The 15,316-nt window shown below is 42.6% G+C and carries 16 protein-coding genes; all 16 read left to right on the top strand.

Translation table 11 applies throughout. The annotated features are described in order from the left end of the window. Position 1 precedes the first annotated feature (1 nt). Complete coding sequence (gene rplO / locus ACXAGC_RS06690; RefSeq protein WP_474843511.1) at positions 2-436, top strand: 50S ribosomal protein L15; 435 nt, start codon at positions 2-4, stop codon at positions 434-436. Between the two features lie 5 nt (positions 437-441). Further along, positions 442-1,761 (top strand): preprotein translocase subunit SecY, encoded by a 1,320-nt coding sequence (gene secY / locus ACXAGC_RS06685; RefSeq protein ID WP_119499873.1) that lies wholly within the window; start codon positions 442-444, stop codon positions 1,759-1,761. 25 nt (positions 1,762-1,786) lie between these two features. Next, the gene (rpmJ, locus tag ACXAGC_RS06680) at positions 1,787-1,903 is read left to right on the top strand and encodes a 50S ribosomal protein L36 (RefSeq protein WP_073325329.1); all 117 of its coding nucleotides are present in this window, start codon (positions 1,787-1,789) and stop codon (positions 1,901-1,903) included. Positions 1,904-2,064: 161 nt separating this feature from the next. Beyond that, entirely contained in the window at positions 2,065-2,421 is a 357-nt protein-coding gene (gene rpsM, locus ACXAGC_RS06675; RefSeq protein ID WP_119499874.1) for a 30S ribosomal protein S13, read from the top strand. A gap of 16 nt (positions 2,422-2,437) precedes the next feature. Next, entirely contained in the window at positions 2,438-2,830 is a 393-nt protein-coding gene (rpsK, locus tag ACXAGC_RS06670; RefSeq protein WP_070125761.1) for a 30S ribosomal protein S11, read from the top strand. A gap of 24 nt (positions 2,831-2,854) precedes the next feature. Continuing rightward, on the top strand, positions 2,855-3,475 hold the full coding sequence (gene rpsD, locus ACXAGC_RS06665; RefSeq protein WP_119499875.1) for a 30S ribosomal protein S4: 621 nt from the start codon (positions 2,855-2,857) through the stop codon (positions 3,473-3,475). Between the two features lie 19 nt (positions 3,476-3,494). Continuing rightward, a complete protein-coding gene (locus tag ACXAGC_RS06660) occupies positions 3,495-4,484 on the top strand; it encodes a DNA-directed RNA polymerase subunit alpha (RefSeq protein WP_119499876.1) in 990 nt (329 codons plus the stop codon). A gap of 41 nt (positions 4,485-4,525) precedes the next feature. Continuing rightward, positions 4,526-4,924 carry a 50S ribosomal protein L17 gene (rplQ, locus tag ACXAGC_RS06655; RefSeq protein ID WP_119499877.1) on the top strand — a complete coding sequence of 133 codons (399 nt, stop codon included), beginning with the start codon at positions 4,526-4,528 and terminating at the stop codon, positions 4,922-4,924. A gap of 195 nt (positions 4,925-5,119) precedes the next feature. Then, positions 5,120-6,154 (top strand): HAD family hydrolase, encoded by a 1,035-nt coding sequence (locus ACXAGC_RS06650; protein ID WP_474843508.1) that lies wholly within the window; start codon positions 5,120-5,122, stop codon positions 6,152-6,154. A gap of 2 nt (positions 6,155-6,156) precedes the next feature. Beyond that, positions 6,157-8,082, top strand: coding sequence for a rhamnan synthesis F family protein (locus tag ACXAGC_RS06645; RefSeq protein WP_474843506.1), 1,926 nt, complete (start codon positions 6,157-6,159; stop codon positions 8,080-8,082). A gap of 5 nt (positions 8,083-8,087) precedes the next feature. Continuing rightward, positions 8,088-9,275, top strand: a complete 1,188-nt coding sequence (locus ACXAGC_RS06640) for a glycosyltransferase family 2 protein (RefSeq protein ID WP_474843504.1) — start codon at positions 8,088-8,090, stop codon at positions 9,273-9,275. Next, a complete protein-coding gene (locus tag ACXAGC_RS06635) occupies positions 9,238-10,500 on the top strand; it encodes a glycosyltransferase family 2 protein (protein ID WP_474843503.1) in 1,263 nt (420 codons plus the stop codon). The genes ACXAGC_RS06640 and ACXAGC_RS06635 overlap by 38 nt, the downstream gene beginning before the upstream one ends. A 31-nt stretch (positions 10,501-10,531) precedes the next feature. Beyond that, complete coding sequence (locus ACXAGC_RS06630; protein ID WP_474843501.1) at positions 10,532-11,848, top strand: hypothetical protein; 1,317 nt, start codon at positions 10,532-10,534, stop codon at positions 11,846-11,848. Next, on the top strand, positions 11,845-12,846 hold the full coding sequence (locus ACXAGC_RS06625) for a glycosyltransferase family protein (protein WP_474843499.1): 1,002 nt from the start codon (positions 11,845-11,847) through the stop codon (positions 12,844-12,846). The genes ACXAGC_RS06630 and ACXAGC_RS06625 overlap by 4 nt, the downstream gene beginning before the upstream one ends. Positions 12,847-12,855: 9 nt before the next feature. Further along, positions 12,856-13,584 carry a hypothetical protein gene (locus tag ACXAGC_RS06620; RefSeq protein ID WP_474843497.1) on the top strand — a complete coding sequence of 243 codons (729 nt, stop codon included), beginning with the start codon at positions 12,856-12,858 and terminating at the stop codon, positions 13,582-13,584. 21 nt (positions 13,585-13,605) lie between these two features. Beyond that, on the top strand, positions 13,606-15,243 hold the full coding sequence (locus ACXAGC_RS06615) for a sulfatase family protein (RefSeq protein WP_474843495.1): 1,638 nt from the start codon (positions 13,606-13,608) through the stop codon (positions 15,241-15,243). Positions 15,244-15,316: the final 73 nt, after the last annotated feature.

Here is a 15,316-nt window from a genome sequence, read left to right as displayed (position 1 = left end):
CATGCGTTTAAATACAATTTCTCCTGCAGAAGGTTCAAAACCAGCAGCTAAGCGTGTAGGTCGTGGTATTGGTTCAGGTCTGGGTAAAACCGGTGGCCGTGGTCACAAAGGCCAAACCAGCCGTTCAGGCGGTTCCATCAGACAAGGCTTTGAAGGTGGTCAGATGCCAATTCAGCGCCGTCTGCCTAAGTTTGGTTTCACCTCTCGTAAGAGCTTTGTTACCGATCAGGTAACTCTGACTGAAATCGCTAAGGTTGAAGGTGATACGGTTTCTCTGGACTCTTTAAAAGCTGCTGGTCTTGTTAAGAAAGACGTGCAGTTCGTTAAAGTAGTTAAGAGCGGCGAAGTATCGCGCGCTGTTACAGTTAGCGGGTTAAAGGTTACTAAAGGCGCTCTTGCAGCGATTGAAGCCGCCGGCGGTAAAGTAGAGGAATAAGCTAGATGGCTAAACCAGGATTGGATTCAGGCGCGAAAAGCGGCTTGAGTGAGCTGAAGTCAAGGTTGTTGTTCGTACTAGGTGCGATCGTCGTATTCAGACTGGGCTCTTATGTGCCTCTTCCTGGCATCGATGCGGCAGTTCTTGCTGAGTTGTTTGAGCAACAAAAAGGTACCATCGTAGAAATGTTCAACATGTTCTCCGGTGGTGCGCTTGAGCGTGCATCCGTTCTGGCTTTGGGCATTATGCCATACATTACTGCATCAATTATTATGCAGTTGCTCACGGTGGTTCATCCACCGATGATGGAGCTTAAAAAAGAAGGCGAAGCAGGCCGTCGTAAAATCAGTCAGTATACGCGTTATTTGACGCTGGTACTGGCCACGTTCCAATCTATTGGAATCGCGACGAACCTGCCTAACCTGATTAATGGTTTGGTTATAAACCCTGGCTTCGGATTCTACTTTACAGCGGTAGTTAGCTTAGTCACAGGAACGATGTTCCTGATGTGGTTAGGTGAGCAAATTACTGAACGTGGTATCGGTAACGGTATCTCGATATTGATTTTTGCTGGTATTGTTGCCGGTCTGCCAACAGCGATTGGTCAGACAGCGGAACAAGCAAGACAGGGCGACATTAATCTGTTGTTCCTGATGTTGATTGGCGTGATTGTCATCGGCCTGATTTACCTGGTAGTGTTCGTAGAACGTGCCCAGCGTCGTATTGTTGTGAACTATGCTAAGCGTCAGCAGGGCCGTAAGGTTTTTGCAGCGCAAAGCACACACTTACCGCTGAAAGTGAACATGGCTGGTGTTATTCCACCAATCTTCGCATCCAGCATCATTCTGTTCCCGTCCACCATTGCTGGTTGGTTCGGTCAGAATGAATCTACAGCGTGGTTGCAGGACGTAGCATTAATGCTTTCTCCTGGTCAGCCGCTGTACGTGATGTTATACGCAACTGCGATTATCTTCTTCTGCTTCTTCTATACAGCGCTGGTTTTCAATCCGCGTGAAACAGCAGATAACCTGAAGAAGTCCGGTGCGTTCATTCCTGGTATCCGTCCGGGTGAGCAAACATCACGTTATATCGATAAGGTAATGACTCGTCTGACTCTGGCTGGCGCACTTTACATAACCTTTATTTGTTTAGTGCCTGAATTCATGTTGATTGCGTGGAATGTGCCGTTCTACTTCGGTGGTACGTCGCTTCTGATTATCGTGGTTGTTATCATGGACTTTATGGCACAGGTGCAGACACATCTGATGTCCAGTCAGTATGAGTCTGTTCTGAAGAAAGCTAATCTGAAAGGCTACGGCCGCTAAGATTAGTGCACTACGGAGTGATGTAATGAAAGTTCGTGCATCAGTAAAGAAGATTTGCCGTAACTGTAAAATCATCAAGCGCAACGGTGTTGTGCGTGTGATTTGCAGCTCTGACCCTAAGCATAAGCAGCGTCAAGGCTAATCTAAAACGCGGTTAAAATTCGAAATGTAAGCTGAACCTCGTACTGGGTTCAGCTTGCTCTATTTCGATTTTATGAACCTTAAGTTGCAATTTTGTCGTCGGGTAAGTATCCTATCGGGCTTTTTAGGTCGTCGACATTAAAATTAAGAGGAGTGCTGTTAATGGCCCGTATCGCTGGCATTAACATTCCTGAACACAAGCACACTGTAATCGCGCTTCAAGCGATTTACGGTGTAGGCGCAACTCGTGCAAAAGAGATCTGTGCTAACGCTGGTGTTGCAGAATCAACAAAAGTAAAAGAGCTTGACGAAGCAACTGTAGAGAAGCTTCGTGAAGAAGTGGCAAAGTTCACCGTTGAAGGTGATCTGCGTCGTGAAGTATCTATGAGCATCAAACGTTTGATGGACCTGGGTTGCTTCCGTGGTATCCGCCACCGTCGTAGCTTGCCTCTACGTGGTCAGCGCACTAAAACTAATGCGCGTACCCGTAAAGGTCCTCGTAAGCCAATTAAGAAGTAAGCGGGGAGATTAAGTTATGGCAAAAGCACCTACTCGTACTACGCGTAAACGCGCTAAGCGTCAGGTTGCAGACGGTATGGCTCATATCCATGCGTCTTTCAACAACACAATTGTGACTATCACTGACCGTCAAGGCAATGCATTAGCATGGGCGACATCAGGTGGTTCAGGTTTCCGTGGTTCACGTAAATCTACCCCTTTTGCTGCACAGGTTGCTGCTGAGCGTGCTGGCGTAGCCGCACAAGACTACGGTCTGAAAAACCTTGAAGTTTTCGTTAAAGGTCCGGGTCCAGGCCGTGAGTCTGCTATCCGTGCACTTAACGCAACTGGTTATAAGATCACAAACATTACCGATGTGACCCCTATTCCTCACAACGGTTGTCGTCCACCGAAAAAACGTCGCGTTTAATCGCCGGACAGTTGGAGAAAGAACATGGCAAGATATTTGGGTCCTAAACTCAAACTTAGCCGTCGCGAAGGAACTGACCTGTTCCTGAAAAGCGGCGTTCGCGCAATCGATTCTAAGTGTAAAATCGATAATGCGCCTGGTCAGCACGGTGCCCGTCGTGGCCGTCTGTCTGACTACGGTGTACAGTTGCGTGAAAAGCAAAAAGTTCGTCGTATGTACGGCGTTCTGGAAAAACAATTCCGTAACTACTATAAAGAAGCTGCCCGTCTGAAAGGCAACACCGGTGAAAACCTGTTGCAACTTCTTGAGCAGCGTCTGGATAACGTAGTTTATCGTATGGGATTCGCCAGCACTCGTGCAGAAGCACGTCAGCTGGTTAGCCACAAGGCGATCATGGTAAATGGTCAAGTTGTGAACATTCCATCGTTTAACGTTTCTGCCGAAGACGTGGTTTCTGTTCGTGAAAAGGCTAAAAAGCAAGCGCGTATCGTTGCTGCTTTGGAACTGGCTGACCAACGTGAGAAGCCAACCTGGATTGAAGTAGACAACAGCAAAATGGAAGGCACTTTCAAGCGCGTTCCGGAAAGAACTGATCTGTCTGCTGAAATTAACGAACAGTTGATCGTCGAACTTTACTCTAAGTAAAGCTAACTAAAGAGGAAGCATTGTGGGTTCTGTGACTGAATTCCTGAAACCGAGATTAGTTGAGATCGAAAACGTTTCTCCTACTCGTGCCAAAGTAACTTTGGAACCACTGGAGCGCGGCTTTGGCCACACTCTGGGTAACGCCCTTCGCCGTATCTTACTGTCATCCATGCCTGGATGTGCGGTAACTGAGGTCGAAATTGACGGCGTATTACACGAGTACAGCACCAAAGAAGGTGTGCAGGAAGATGTAATCGAGATTCTGCTGAATCTGAAAGGTTTAGCGGTTCGCCTTGAAGGTAAAACTGAGGCAACCCTGACAATAGTGAAATCTGGCGCTGGCCCTGTTGTTGCTGGTGATATTCAGCATGACGGTGACGTAGAAATCGTTAACCCTGAGCACGTTATCTGTACTTTAACCGGCGAAGCTGAAATCAGCATGCGCATTAAAGTTGAAACTGGCCGTGGTTACATTCCTGCTGCTACTCGTCGCTCCTCCGAGGAAGATGATCGTCCAATTGGTCGTTTGTTAGTTGATGCTTCATACAGCCCTGTTGAACGTATTGCTTATTCAGTTGAGTCTGCCCGTGTTGAACAACGCACAGACTTAGACAAACTGATCATCGATATGGAAACGAACGGTACTCTGGATCCTGAAGAAGCGATCCGCCGCGCAGCCACTATTCTGGCTGAGCAATTAGATGCCTTCGTTGATCTGCGTGACGTTTCTGAACCTGTTCAGAAAGAAGAGAAGCCGGAATTCGATCCGATTCTGTTACGTCCTGTTGATGATCTGGAATTAACTGTACGTTCTGCAAACTGTTTGAAAGCAGAAGCTATCCAGTACATTGGTGACCTGGTTCAGCGTACTGAGGTTGAGTTACTTAAGACGCCTAACCTTGGTAAGAAATCGCTAACTGAAATCAAAGATGTTCTTGCATCTCGTGGATTGTCTCTGGGCATGCGCCTGGAAAACTGGCCACCAGAGAGCATCGCTGAGAAAGATTAATCAGGTTTTTATCAAACTGATTTGTAGAGAAGGATAAAACTATGCGCCATCGTAAGAGTGGTCGTCAGTTGAATCGCAACAGCAGCCATCGTCAAGCTATGTTCAAAAACATGGCCGGCTCACTGGTCAAGCACGAAGTGATCAAAACGACGTTACCAAAAGCGAAAGAATTACGTCGCGTAATCGAGCCTTTAATCACACTGGCTAAACAAGACAGCGTTGCAAACCGCCGTCTGGCTATGGCCCGTACAGGTGATAAAGAGGTAGTAGGTAAACTGTTCAACGAGCTTGGTCCTCGTTACGAAGCTCGCCCAGGCGGTTACACTCGCATTCTGAAATGCGGTTTCCGTACAGGCGACAACGCTCCTATGGCGTTTGTTGAACTGGTAGACCGTCCTGAAGTTGAAGTTTCTGAAGAAGCTGAAGCGACAGAAGAGTAAGAGATTACTTCATCGATTTATCGATATTAAAAAACCCCGCGAAAGCGGGGTTTTTTGTTTCTAATGGAACCAATTTTCTAACTTACTAACTCAAGCGGCATGTCCACTGACTGAGACATTGGATTATTAAAATGATAGTATGTTTGGTTACCAGAAAGACTCATTAAGACAGAAGCGACAGGTAGTTTGTTATCCATGGTGGAATCGATTTCGTTACAACAGTTTGGCTATAATCTTTGTGGTCCTGTTGTTTATCGCTACATAAAAGAGGTATCTGAGTTCTTAGATACCAATCCTAAAAAAGTTTTCTGTCTTGCAAGAGAAGGCTACCTTTTCAAACAAGCAATTGAAGCGTACATGCCGGACATCGAAGCTACCTATTTGCTTGCATCAAGGACATTTCTGTTCAGAATCTTAATTGCAGATCCTACATCGTGGCAATTCAGTCTTGGGCATGCTTTTGAAGGTAAACTTGAAAGTTTCTTTGTATCCAGGTTCGGTTTTAGTCAGGAGCAAGCAAAACTGTTTCTTAAAGAAAATGAGCCTGACAGCGACATTAGTTTGCCATCTGATCGCGAAGTAGTTGAATCAATTCTTCAGCGGGAATTGAATGTGGTGAGTAAAATTGTGGCTGGTTCAAGAGACAATTACCTCCGGTATCTCACTGATAAAGGACTAACGCAGGACACATTAGAAGACGCACTTTTACTTGATGTTGGTTATTCAGGAACGATCCAGAAACTACTGTCAATTCTATTGAATAATAATAGTCATGGTTATTATTTTATTACAACCGACTCTGATAATACCTCTGTTAATGGCTTAACATCTAACCAGTATTATGTTTTTAAAGATAAGGTAAAAATGGGTGAAGGCTACATAATGCTTGATCGCTCAATGTTTCTCGAATCTTTGTTTACGTCACCGGAAGGGCAGTTTATAGACATTCTGGAATCTGCAAATGGAGACCTTATCCCCTGCTACGGTAAACGGAATTACACGCAACATAACTTCGTGAAGCTTAACCTGGTATTTGAGGGAACACTCGAAGCTATCCGGCACTTCAAAGAAGAGAATATAAGCTTCAGTGTGGAAGAGATCGAATCTTTATATTCTTTGTATGTAAGTAGCAGACACCTTTTACCCTCTGCTGCATGGCCACTTTTTGAATTCGACGATGCAATTTCAGGTTATGGAAACGTCAATTCGTTGCAATTTTTCGGTATGTAATAATGATAACTAAACTTAAGAAACTTATACGCTCTCTTCAAACAGCTATTGATAAGTTGGTTAGTCCCTCTGCAACGAAAGCCTATCTGCATGCCCGGAAAAATAATCTGTTCGATCCTGTATGGTACAGAGAGCACTACGGTAATTTCCGTAGCGATTATCATGCATTCAAAGACTATGTTCAAAAGTCTGGTTTCGCCAACGTGAATCCATCGTCAATGTTTGATACTGAAACCTATCTGCGAAGCAATATAGATATTTATCATTCCGGTAAAGTTCCGCTGGTACATTACATGTACCATGGAAGGTTCGAAGGCCGTGTATCTTCCGCTGCAATAAATCGCTGGACACCTTCAGACAGCCTTATCCCAAAGGATACAACTAACTGGAAGAGCCAAAAAATTGCATTGGTGCTGCATATATTTTATCCGGACTTTGTAGATAAGTTCGCTCTGTGTATAAAGACCTTTCCAACTACTGTTGATGTGTTTGTAACCGCAGCTACGGAAGAGATTGCAAATATCTCCAGGCAGAAATTTGAACGGACAGATAAAGTCAACGTTGTAAAGACAGCCGTTTGTGAAAACCGTGGCAGAAACTTCGGGCCTTTTCTTGTTAACTTCTCTAAAGAGTTGCTTAACTATGACCTCATGTGCCATGTGCACTCTAAAAAGTCTTTGTACAGTGGCCGTGAGCAAACTCAGTGGTTTGATTATCAGAACCAATTTCTCCTCAAGGACAACCACGTTGTTAAATCGGTGCTCCGTCTTTTTGATGAGCATAGTCACCTTGGCATTTATTACCCTACATCCTTCTGGATGATGCCGGCATGGGTGAATCACTGGACTTGCAATAAGCCATTTGCAAAAAAATATGTAGATCAATGGGGCATTTCAATTGAAGATAACTTTATCAATTACCCCGTGGGTGGCATGTTTTGGGCCAGGCCAAAGGCACTTGCTCCGCTACTCAATACTGACTATGAGTACACTGACTTTCCTGCTGAACCTCTTCCTAATGACGGAAGTAAACTGCACGCGCTGGAAAGGCTTATAGGTTTGCTTGCAGAACAAGAAGGTTTTGAACAGTTCTTTTACTATCCGCCGTTAGGCAGATTCACAAAAGACAAATCATACATTTCCACCAGTTACTATAAGCCGCCACAAGCGCTTTTTAACGATCTTAATAACTTTGATATCGTCTCATTTGACGTGTTTGACACTGTTTTAAGAAGAAAATTCACCGAACCGGACTATGCAAAATTCTTATTGGGTAAAGCCCTTTCTGAAAAGGGATACTTTAAGTCTCCGCACGAATTTATTGATGTCCGGAATGAATGTGAACTTAAATGCCGTCAGGAAAGAAATTTTGAAGGTGATGTTTGTATAACTGAAGTCTACGATAAAATTTCCGTCAAATTGTGCCTCGATAAGTCAGTCACTGAAGACTGGTTACAAAAGGAATTTTTATACGATTTGGAGATGTCAGAGCCAAAAGATGAGATCGTTGAAATAATCAAGCAACTTAGTTTGGCCGGAAAGAGTATTTGGTTCGTAACTGACATCTATTATACCAAGCAGCAGATCGAAACGATGCTAAGAAAAATCGGTGTTGCAGTGCCATATCGCTTGTTTGTCAGTTCTGACCTCAGGAAACGAAAAGATGCCGGCACTATGTGGCAATACATAAAGCAAATTGTTGATGAAGGAACGCAAACTTTCGTACACGTTGGGGATAACGTTAGATCCGATGCACAGATTTGCGGAGATTTCGGCCTGCAGAATATTCATATTCTAAATCCATTGGATAAATGGTCTATCGCTGGTTTTAGAGGGATCAACAAGTTTAATAAGCCAACTGAAGAAGAAATTCTCAAATGGGGGCGTCATATTAGCCATTTCGGAAGATACCCCTACTTCGGGGAATAGTCACTATGGATATTATGCATTACAACAAAGTTAAACTCATCGCTGTAGCCAAGGATGAGGGAGCTTATCTTGCAGAATGGATTCACCACCATTTGTATTTCGGTTTTCATGAAATCGAAATCGTTCTGAACAGAACAAAAGACTGTAGCAAAGAAATGCTCGCGAGGATTAAACAAGCTTATCCCATGGTCAAATGGAGATATGCAGATTTTGTTGATTTAATCCCCGGAAGTGTTCACAAGAAACTACAGCATATCGCTTACGGTATGGTTTTAAGTGATGGTATGAATTCGACTGATGCTTCATTCAGTCATTTTATGTTTCTGGATATTGATGAGTTTTGGGTTCCTGTTGATAAAAAATCAACTATCTCCACATTTATCGAAAACACCGGACGCGTTGAAGCGATAGCTTTTAACTGGCTGAATGATGTTCCGTCAACTCAACCGTTTACTAAAATACAGCCTGTATTTACCGGCAACAGTTCAGATGTTGTAAAAAGTCTTGTACCTTTATCCCGTAATCTGAGGGCTATAAGAATACATAAGCCTTTATTAAAGCCAGATAGTTATCTGTTAGCTGATGGCAAGCCTTTTGTTGCCTCGCAGCATAATGAGGAACATTCAGCTCGTTCTACATATAATGGAGCATTTGTTTATCATCGATTCTACCGGTCAGAGATAGAATATGTTTCTAACCTTTACCGGGGGAATCCTGAGGGGAACGATGTACCATATAAAACAAATAGGTCTGGTCTTCCGTATAAAGCTTCAGCTACACATGAGATATCATTCCCGGGCTCTGACTATGAGAACTATGCCACTTCTTTCAAGAAATTTGTTGAGGCTTGCAACCTCAAACCGTTAATCGATGTAGCGAATGAGTTTGTACTGCAACGTTATGAGAATGCTGTAGCGTCATTACCAAAAAATTTGCCCGTTTATCATTCACAAATCCTACGTTTATTTAAGAACGTTTCAGAACCTCGCATTGTGAAAGCAATTGGTGAATACCACGACAGACTCGTTGCAGGGTATGGTAAAAGCGTTGAGCCTATTAGGGATCTGGCGATTAAGGTAGAAAGTTACTCCATCGCCGAAGCACGAAGAATTATGTTGAAAGCCCTGGCACTAAGACCTGAAGGTCCAAGAATTAATGCAAAAATTAATGAATATAATCAAAAAATTGATTAACAGAAGAACTACACCTTCATTTAGTGGAGAGAATACCGCAGGAAAAGGGAAAGTTAAGCTGGTTGCCATCGCTAAAGATGAGGCTTTTTATTTTCCGGAGTGGATCCATCATCATCTCTTTTTCGGGTTTGATGAAATAGACATCTTCATAAACCGTACTTCAGATAATTCAAGTGATGTTTTAAATAAAATCTGTGAATCGTACCCCCAGGTTAAATGGCATAGTGCTGACTGGATTGATAAGTGTCCTGGTGAGGCGAAAAGTCAGATCCAGTTTATTGTTTACAATAAGATATGGGATGAGCTGCTTAAAGCCGGGGGCTATAGTCATATCTTCTTTTTAGACATTGATGAGTTTTGGATACCACAGAACTTTGATGTGAGCATTCATGATTTTATAGATAATTATTTACCGGACGATGTTATCTCTTTTGAGTGGCTAAATGATCTTGGTAATTTGCCGGCATTCAGTGCACTGCCACAAGTACTGGAAGGGAATTTATCTCCTCTGGTTAAAACCTTGTATCCGGTGAACACTAAAATTAAAGAACTAAGGCACCATGTGGCATTGTTTGATGGGAATCCTCATCATATTCTTGTTGATGGTAACGAGTTTGCGCACCGGAAGTCCCTCATACAGGCAGTAAGAGAAGATTTGCAAAGCCTGAAGGATGCGTTTATTTATCATCGTGCACACCGTTCAATCGAGGAATATATCTCACTTTTATATCGTGGCAGACCAGGAGATGAATTCCCGTATAAAACAAACCGGCATGGGCTACCAACCCCGGATCCTCATTACAACAAAGTTGTTATAGACGAAAAGCAATACGCTAAATATAAAGCGAGTTTCAGCGCGTTTAACTCAGGAACTCAAGTATCCTCTGTGTCACAGAAGGCAAAAGGTTTTGTGCTTGCAAGACTGGAGCAGTCTTTAAACCAACTTCAACAATATGTGTCATCCGATTACGCTACTATGATGCAAATGTTCAGAGGTGTTTATCACCATCAGGTAGTTGCTGAGTTTTCAAAGCAAAGAGCAAAAATGGTAAGGCAAAATCCGGATAATTTCAGATTAATGCGTGATCTTGCTATTGATGCATCGTCTCAGGACATCCACGAAGCAATCCGCATAATGGAGATGGCCTATGCGCTGAACCCTGATGGTCCTGTTATTAAACAAAAGCTCTCTGAGTTTAAACACAGAGCAGCGTCCGGGAAATGACGGGCTCGCTTAAGTTGGGAATTTTTCAGAAATGAAAGTAGTTGTTCATGTCGGACCGGGTAAGACAGGTTCTTCAGCTATTCAGCAATGGCTGAATCAGCATAACTCAGAACTTTTACAAAATGGCTACTACTACCCTGCACATAAAGTCGATGAGAACGGTGTGAGCTCAGGGAATGCACTGAGCATTTTTGAATATGATTCAAAAGGCAAATTAAGTTTCTCAGAAGCTAAAGCGCGGGCCTTGCTGGAAAAAGCTTCCAAACTTGGCTGTCATACACTGGTATTGTCCTCAGAAGCTTTCATTGCACGTTATGAACCTATTCTCAATTTTTTCACTTCCGGGAAATATATCTTTTATGTGCGGAATCCCCTTGAATGTGCCGAGTCTCTTTATAACCAGTCAGTAAAAAGGCATTACAATACTGAGGCTATTTCAGTTCCCAGAGTCGGATTTGACAGGCTACTCAGGCTTTACCAGAGTGTTTCAGAAAAGAGCGACTGTGAGCTGGACGTCAGGTTTTACGGTAAAACTTTTTTCAAAGGCGGAGATGTTGTCTCAGATTTTCTGCATGCACTTGGATTAGGTGAAAAGTTTGATGTTAAAAAGTCGTTCATAAACAAATCATACTCCTTTGAAGCTGTGGAATTTAAGCGGATTATGAACCACTTCCCGTCAGAGGTTTTTCATACAGAACTGGATAGATGTTTACAGTCTTATAGCGGCAAAAATCGAGATTTTTCGTTTCTAAAGCCCGAGATTTATCAGAAAGGTGTTATTGAGGCTTGTCGACTGCTTGGTGATGTCTCAAAGCAAGCAGGGCTTGAACTTGAGCCAATGATTGAATCAATTACGGTTACCCCTCAAAAAGCATTTACAGCTCAGCGTATTGATGAAAACCAGATATATGACATTCTCTTATACTTGCAAAACACTAAGCCTGCACTGGTAAACACTATTCAGTTACTGGCCCGGGAAGCCCTGATACCAGAGCATTATCTTGGAACATTGTTTAGAGCTTTACGGATTTTGCCGCAAAATGAAGCTTCAGGGATTAAAAGGCTATTTCGGGGCTGGCGCAGAGGCGAAGTTACAGCTTCATATAAGATAAGAGACATGACTGAATTCCGTCAGTTGGTAGACAAGGTATCATCGAAAAGTACGGACAAAGGGGCCGATAATCTTCGGGATATTGCACTCTATTTTGAATCTAAAAAGGATTTCCTTGAGGCTTTCAGGTTTATGATGAATGCGAGACTAAAACGGCCTCATGGTGAATTAATTAACAGTAAACTGCGTGAATACGCAGATCAGATTATTGCCGAAAAAAGAAATTTATTTAAATGACTAAGATCCACAATGGTGTTTACGTAACACTCACAACTTACGGTGCCAGACTGAAGTCTGTCCATAGCACTATAAGGTCTGTTCTGAGACAGTCCGAATTACCCGAAAAAATTATTCTTTGGCTTGATAAAGAAGAATTTAAAAAAGAAGAACTGCCTGCTGAATTAAGCTCACTCACCGGAGAAAGATTCGAAATTCACTTTTGTGAAAATATGAGGAGTTATACCAAGCTGGTTCCCAGTCTCCTCGCATTTCCTGATAAGTCTTTCATTACTATCGATGACGATTTTGAATACCCTGGCGACCTCGTTGAGAAGTTAATGAAAGGTGCAGAAAATTTTCCTGACGCCATAGTTTGTTCCAGAGGTCGTATCATTAAATATCAGGATTGTGATTTTGAGCCTTATCCGAACTGGACACTTTTAGACAGAAAAACTGAGGCGTTTGCAAATTACTGTATTCTACCTCTTGGGTACGCAGGTGTATTTTATCCCGCAGGTGCTCTTCACCATGATACTTGCGACATTAATGTCTTTATGTCTGTTGCACCTCATGCCGATGATCTGTGGTTTAAAGCGATGGGCCTGTTGAATAAAACGCCGGTCGCTGTATTACCTCTAGCTGATAGTATGGGAATGGCAACAATTGATGGTACACAGGATAATGCATTGTACCTCACACATAATGCAGGAGATGGAAACACTGAGCAAATGAGAGCGATAGTACAGAAGTACCCTCAGTTATTGCCGTTTTTCAGGTCGAAAGCATATCCATTGATCACTTCTGATTTCGGGGCGCAAAAAGAAATAAATGACAGAGAGAAAATTGGAGAGTTTGCAGCCTCAATTGTAAATGAGATCCGGGAATCAGCCATCAAACTAGAGTCCCGAAACATCTTTCTGTCTCAAAAACTTATGCAGCTAGCGCAAAAAGTTCGTCCGCAAGGCTCACTTATCAATGCAAAACTTGCAGAATATGAGAAGAAGATAAAAAGGTAATACAACACTATGGCCAATAAGAACGTTGCGATGATGGGCTGTTTCCGCAGTGGAACAAATTTTGCCAAGTCCATGTTGGAAAGTAATTACGAATGTAAAATAAAAAATCATGTCTTCGGATGGAAGCACGGTTTTTTGCCGGTTATGTCGCTGGATTCCAATGCAGAATATAAGTTTATCTATGATTCAGCTTTCTACATCACTAAAAATCCGTTTTCTCTCCTCGTGTCGTTATTTAACTATCACAATGAAGTTCAACGTAACCTGATTGCTCCGAATGTTTTCTCAGACTTTTTAAGAAGCAAATTGATTGTTCACGATCAGGCTCAGCCGCATTCGGTACAGTTACGTTTTTCCTCTCCTGTGGATTACTGGAATGCTATGAACTGGAACTATGCATCGCATAAAGAGTTTGTCCATGTGCGATATGAGTCACTAGTTGAATATCCGGAAGTCATCACTAAGAAGCTGGCACATAAACTCAGTCTTACACCGCGGGAAACAGATTTTTTTGTACCGGAAAGAAAAGTTAAGAGAACCAACGATAACGATAAGTTGGTGGTAAATGAAGATTACATGAGCGAACAAGCTTTCGATAAGAGTACATATACAAATAATCAATATATGGCTAAATATTCTGCGAACGATGTTGAGCTGGTTCTTGAACAAATCGACCGGGAACTTATTGAAAAACTGGGGTACACGCCTTTGATGAAAGAACTCTGTGGTAATTACTAATAGGGATTCAGGTAATACAAAATGCGCAAGGACGTTATAATTGCTTTTCTTATTGTTCAGTTGACCACGCTGGTTTCGTGCGGGTCAGGTGACGCCCATAGTCAGGAGCCGACAGAACCTGCACCGCAACCACCAACGCCTCCGGTCGACAGGGTTGATTATCCACGAGTAAAAGACGGCGAGCAGATGCCAAATGTATTGTTCATCATGTCTGATGACCACGCGATCAACGCTATAGGCGCCTATGGGAATTCGGTTGTTGCTACACCAAATATAGACAGAATTGCCAATGAGGGGGTGCGGTTTTCAAATGTATTCGTCACAAACTCTCTTTGCTCACCGAGCAGGGCTGTTGCGCTAACCGGTAAATTTAGTCATATCAACGGTGTTCGCGGAAATGGAGATGTATTTGATGGTTCTCAGCAAACGCTTCCGAAAATACTTCAGCAAAATGGCTATGAGACAGCGGTATATGGTAAATGGCATTTAAAATCCGAACCAACAGGATTTGATTTCTGGGAAGTTTTACCGGGACAAGGGCGCTATTACAAGCCTAACTTTCTTACACCTGCGGGTAAGGTTACAGAAGACGGGTATGTGACGGATGTAATTACAGATAAAACAATCTCCTTTCTTGCTGAAAAGCGGAACAAGGATAAACCCTTTTTTCTGATGTACCAGCACAAGGCACCACACCGTCAGTGGTGGCCCGCGATGGAAGAACTTAAAATTCTTGCTGATACAGAGTTCGATGAGCCGGAAACACTCTTCTACGACCAGACGGGCAGGGGGACGGCTGCAAAAAGCGCAGAAATGACAATATCACGTCATATGACGTTATCTATGGATAACAAAATTTGGCCACGTAACCTGCCTGCAGATTATACTGAGTTCCTCAACTACGCAGAACAAGAATTCAGAGATAACTATGTTCTGCTAACAGAAGCGCAAAAAGACCAGTGGAATAAAGTCTACGAGCCAATTAACGACGACTTTATAATAAATCCGAAGAGCGGAAGAGAACTTACAAGTTGGAAATTTCAACGCTATCTTCAAGATTATACCGCTGTCATTAAATCAGTAGACAGGAATGTAGGAAGAGTACTCGATTATCTTGAAGAAAGCGGACTCGCTGAAAACACGATTGTTATCTATACATCGGATCAGGGGTTCTTCCTCGGTGAGTTTGGTTGGTTCGATAAACGTTTTATGTACGAACCGTCATTCAGAACGCCCTTACTGATGAAGTGGCCAGCGAAGATCGATGGACAAAAGGAAGTAGAGAGCTTTGTTCAAAATGTTGATTATGCACCTATGATTCTATCCGCGCTGGGTATAGATGTACCACGGGATATGCAGGGTAAAAATGCAATGCGAGTAATCGAGGGCGAGCCCTCTGACTGGATCAATGAGGCTTATTACCATTACTATGATTATCCAGCTATCCATATGGTGAAGAAACATTACGGTATTCGGACTGAAAGATACAAGCTCATCCATTTCTATGATGATATAGATGAGTGGGAATTGTATGACTTGGAAGTTGATCCGTTGGAAATGAATAATGTTTATGATGTGCTAGAATATGAAAAAATAAAAGATGAGTTAAAGAAACGCATACAGAGTAAAAAATTAGAAATAAATAGTAATGTTAAATGAAATACATTTTCTATATACAATAGTCTTGAACGTATATTAGAAAATTAGTTAGAAGTATTCGATAAATTAAAAA

It is taken from the genome of Alteromonas sp. AWJ4_197 (genome assembly GCF_056160285.1).
Note: the sequence above shows the minus strand (reverse complement) of the source record. Positions and strands in the feature narration are given on the sequence as shown.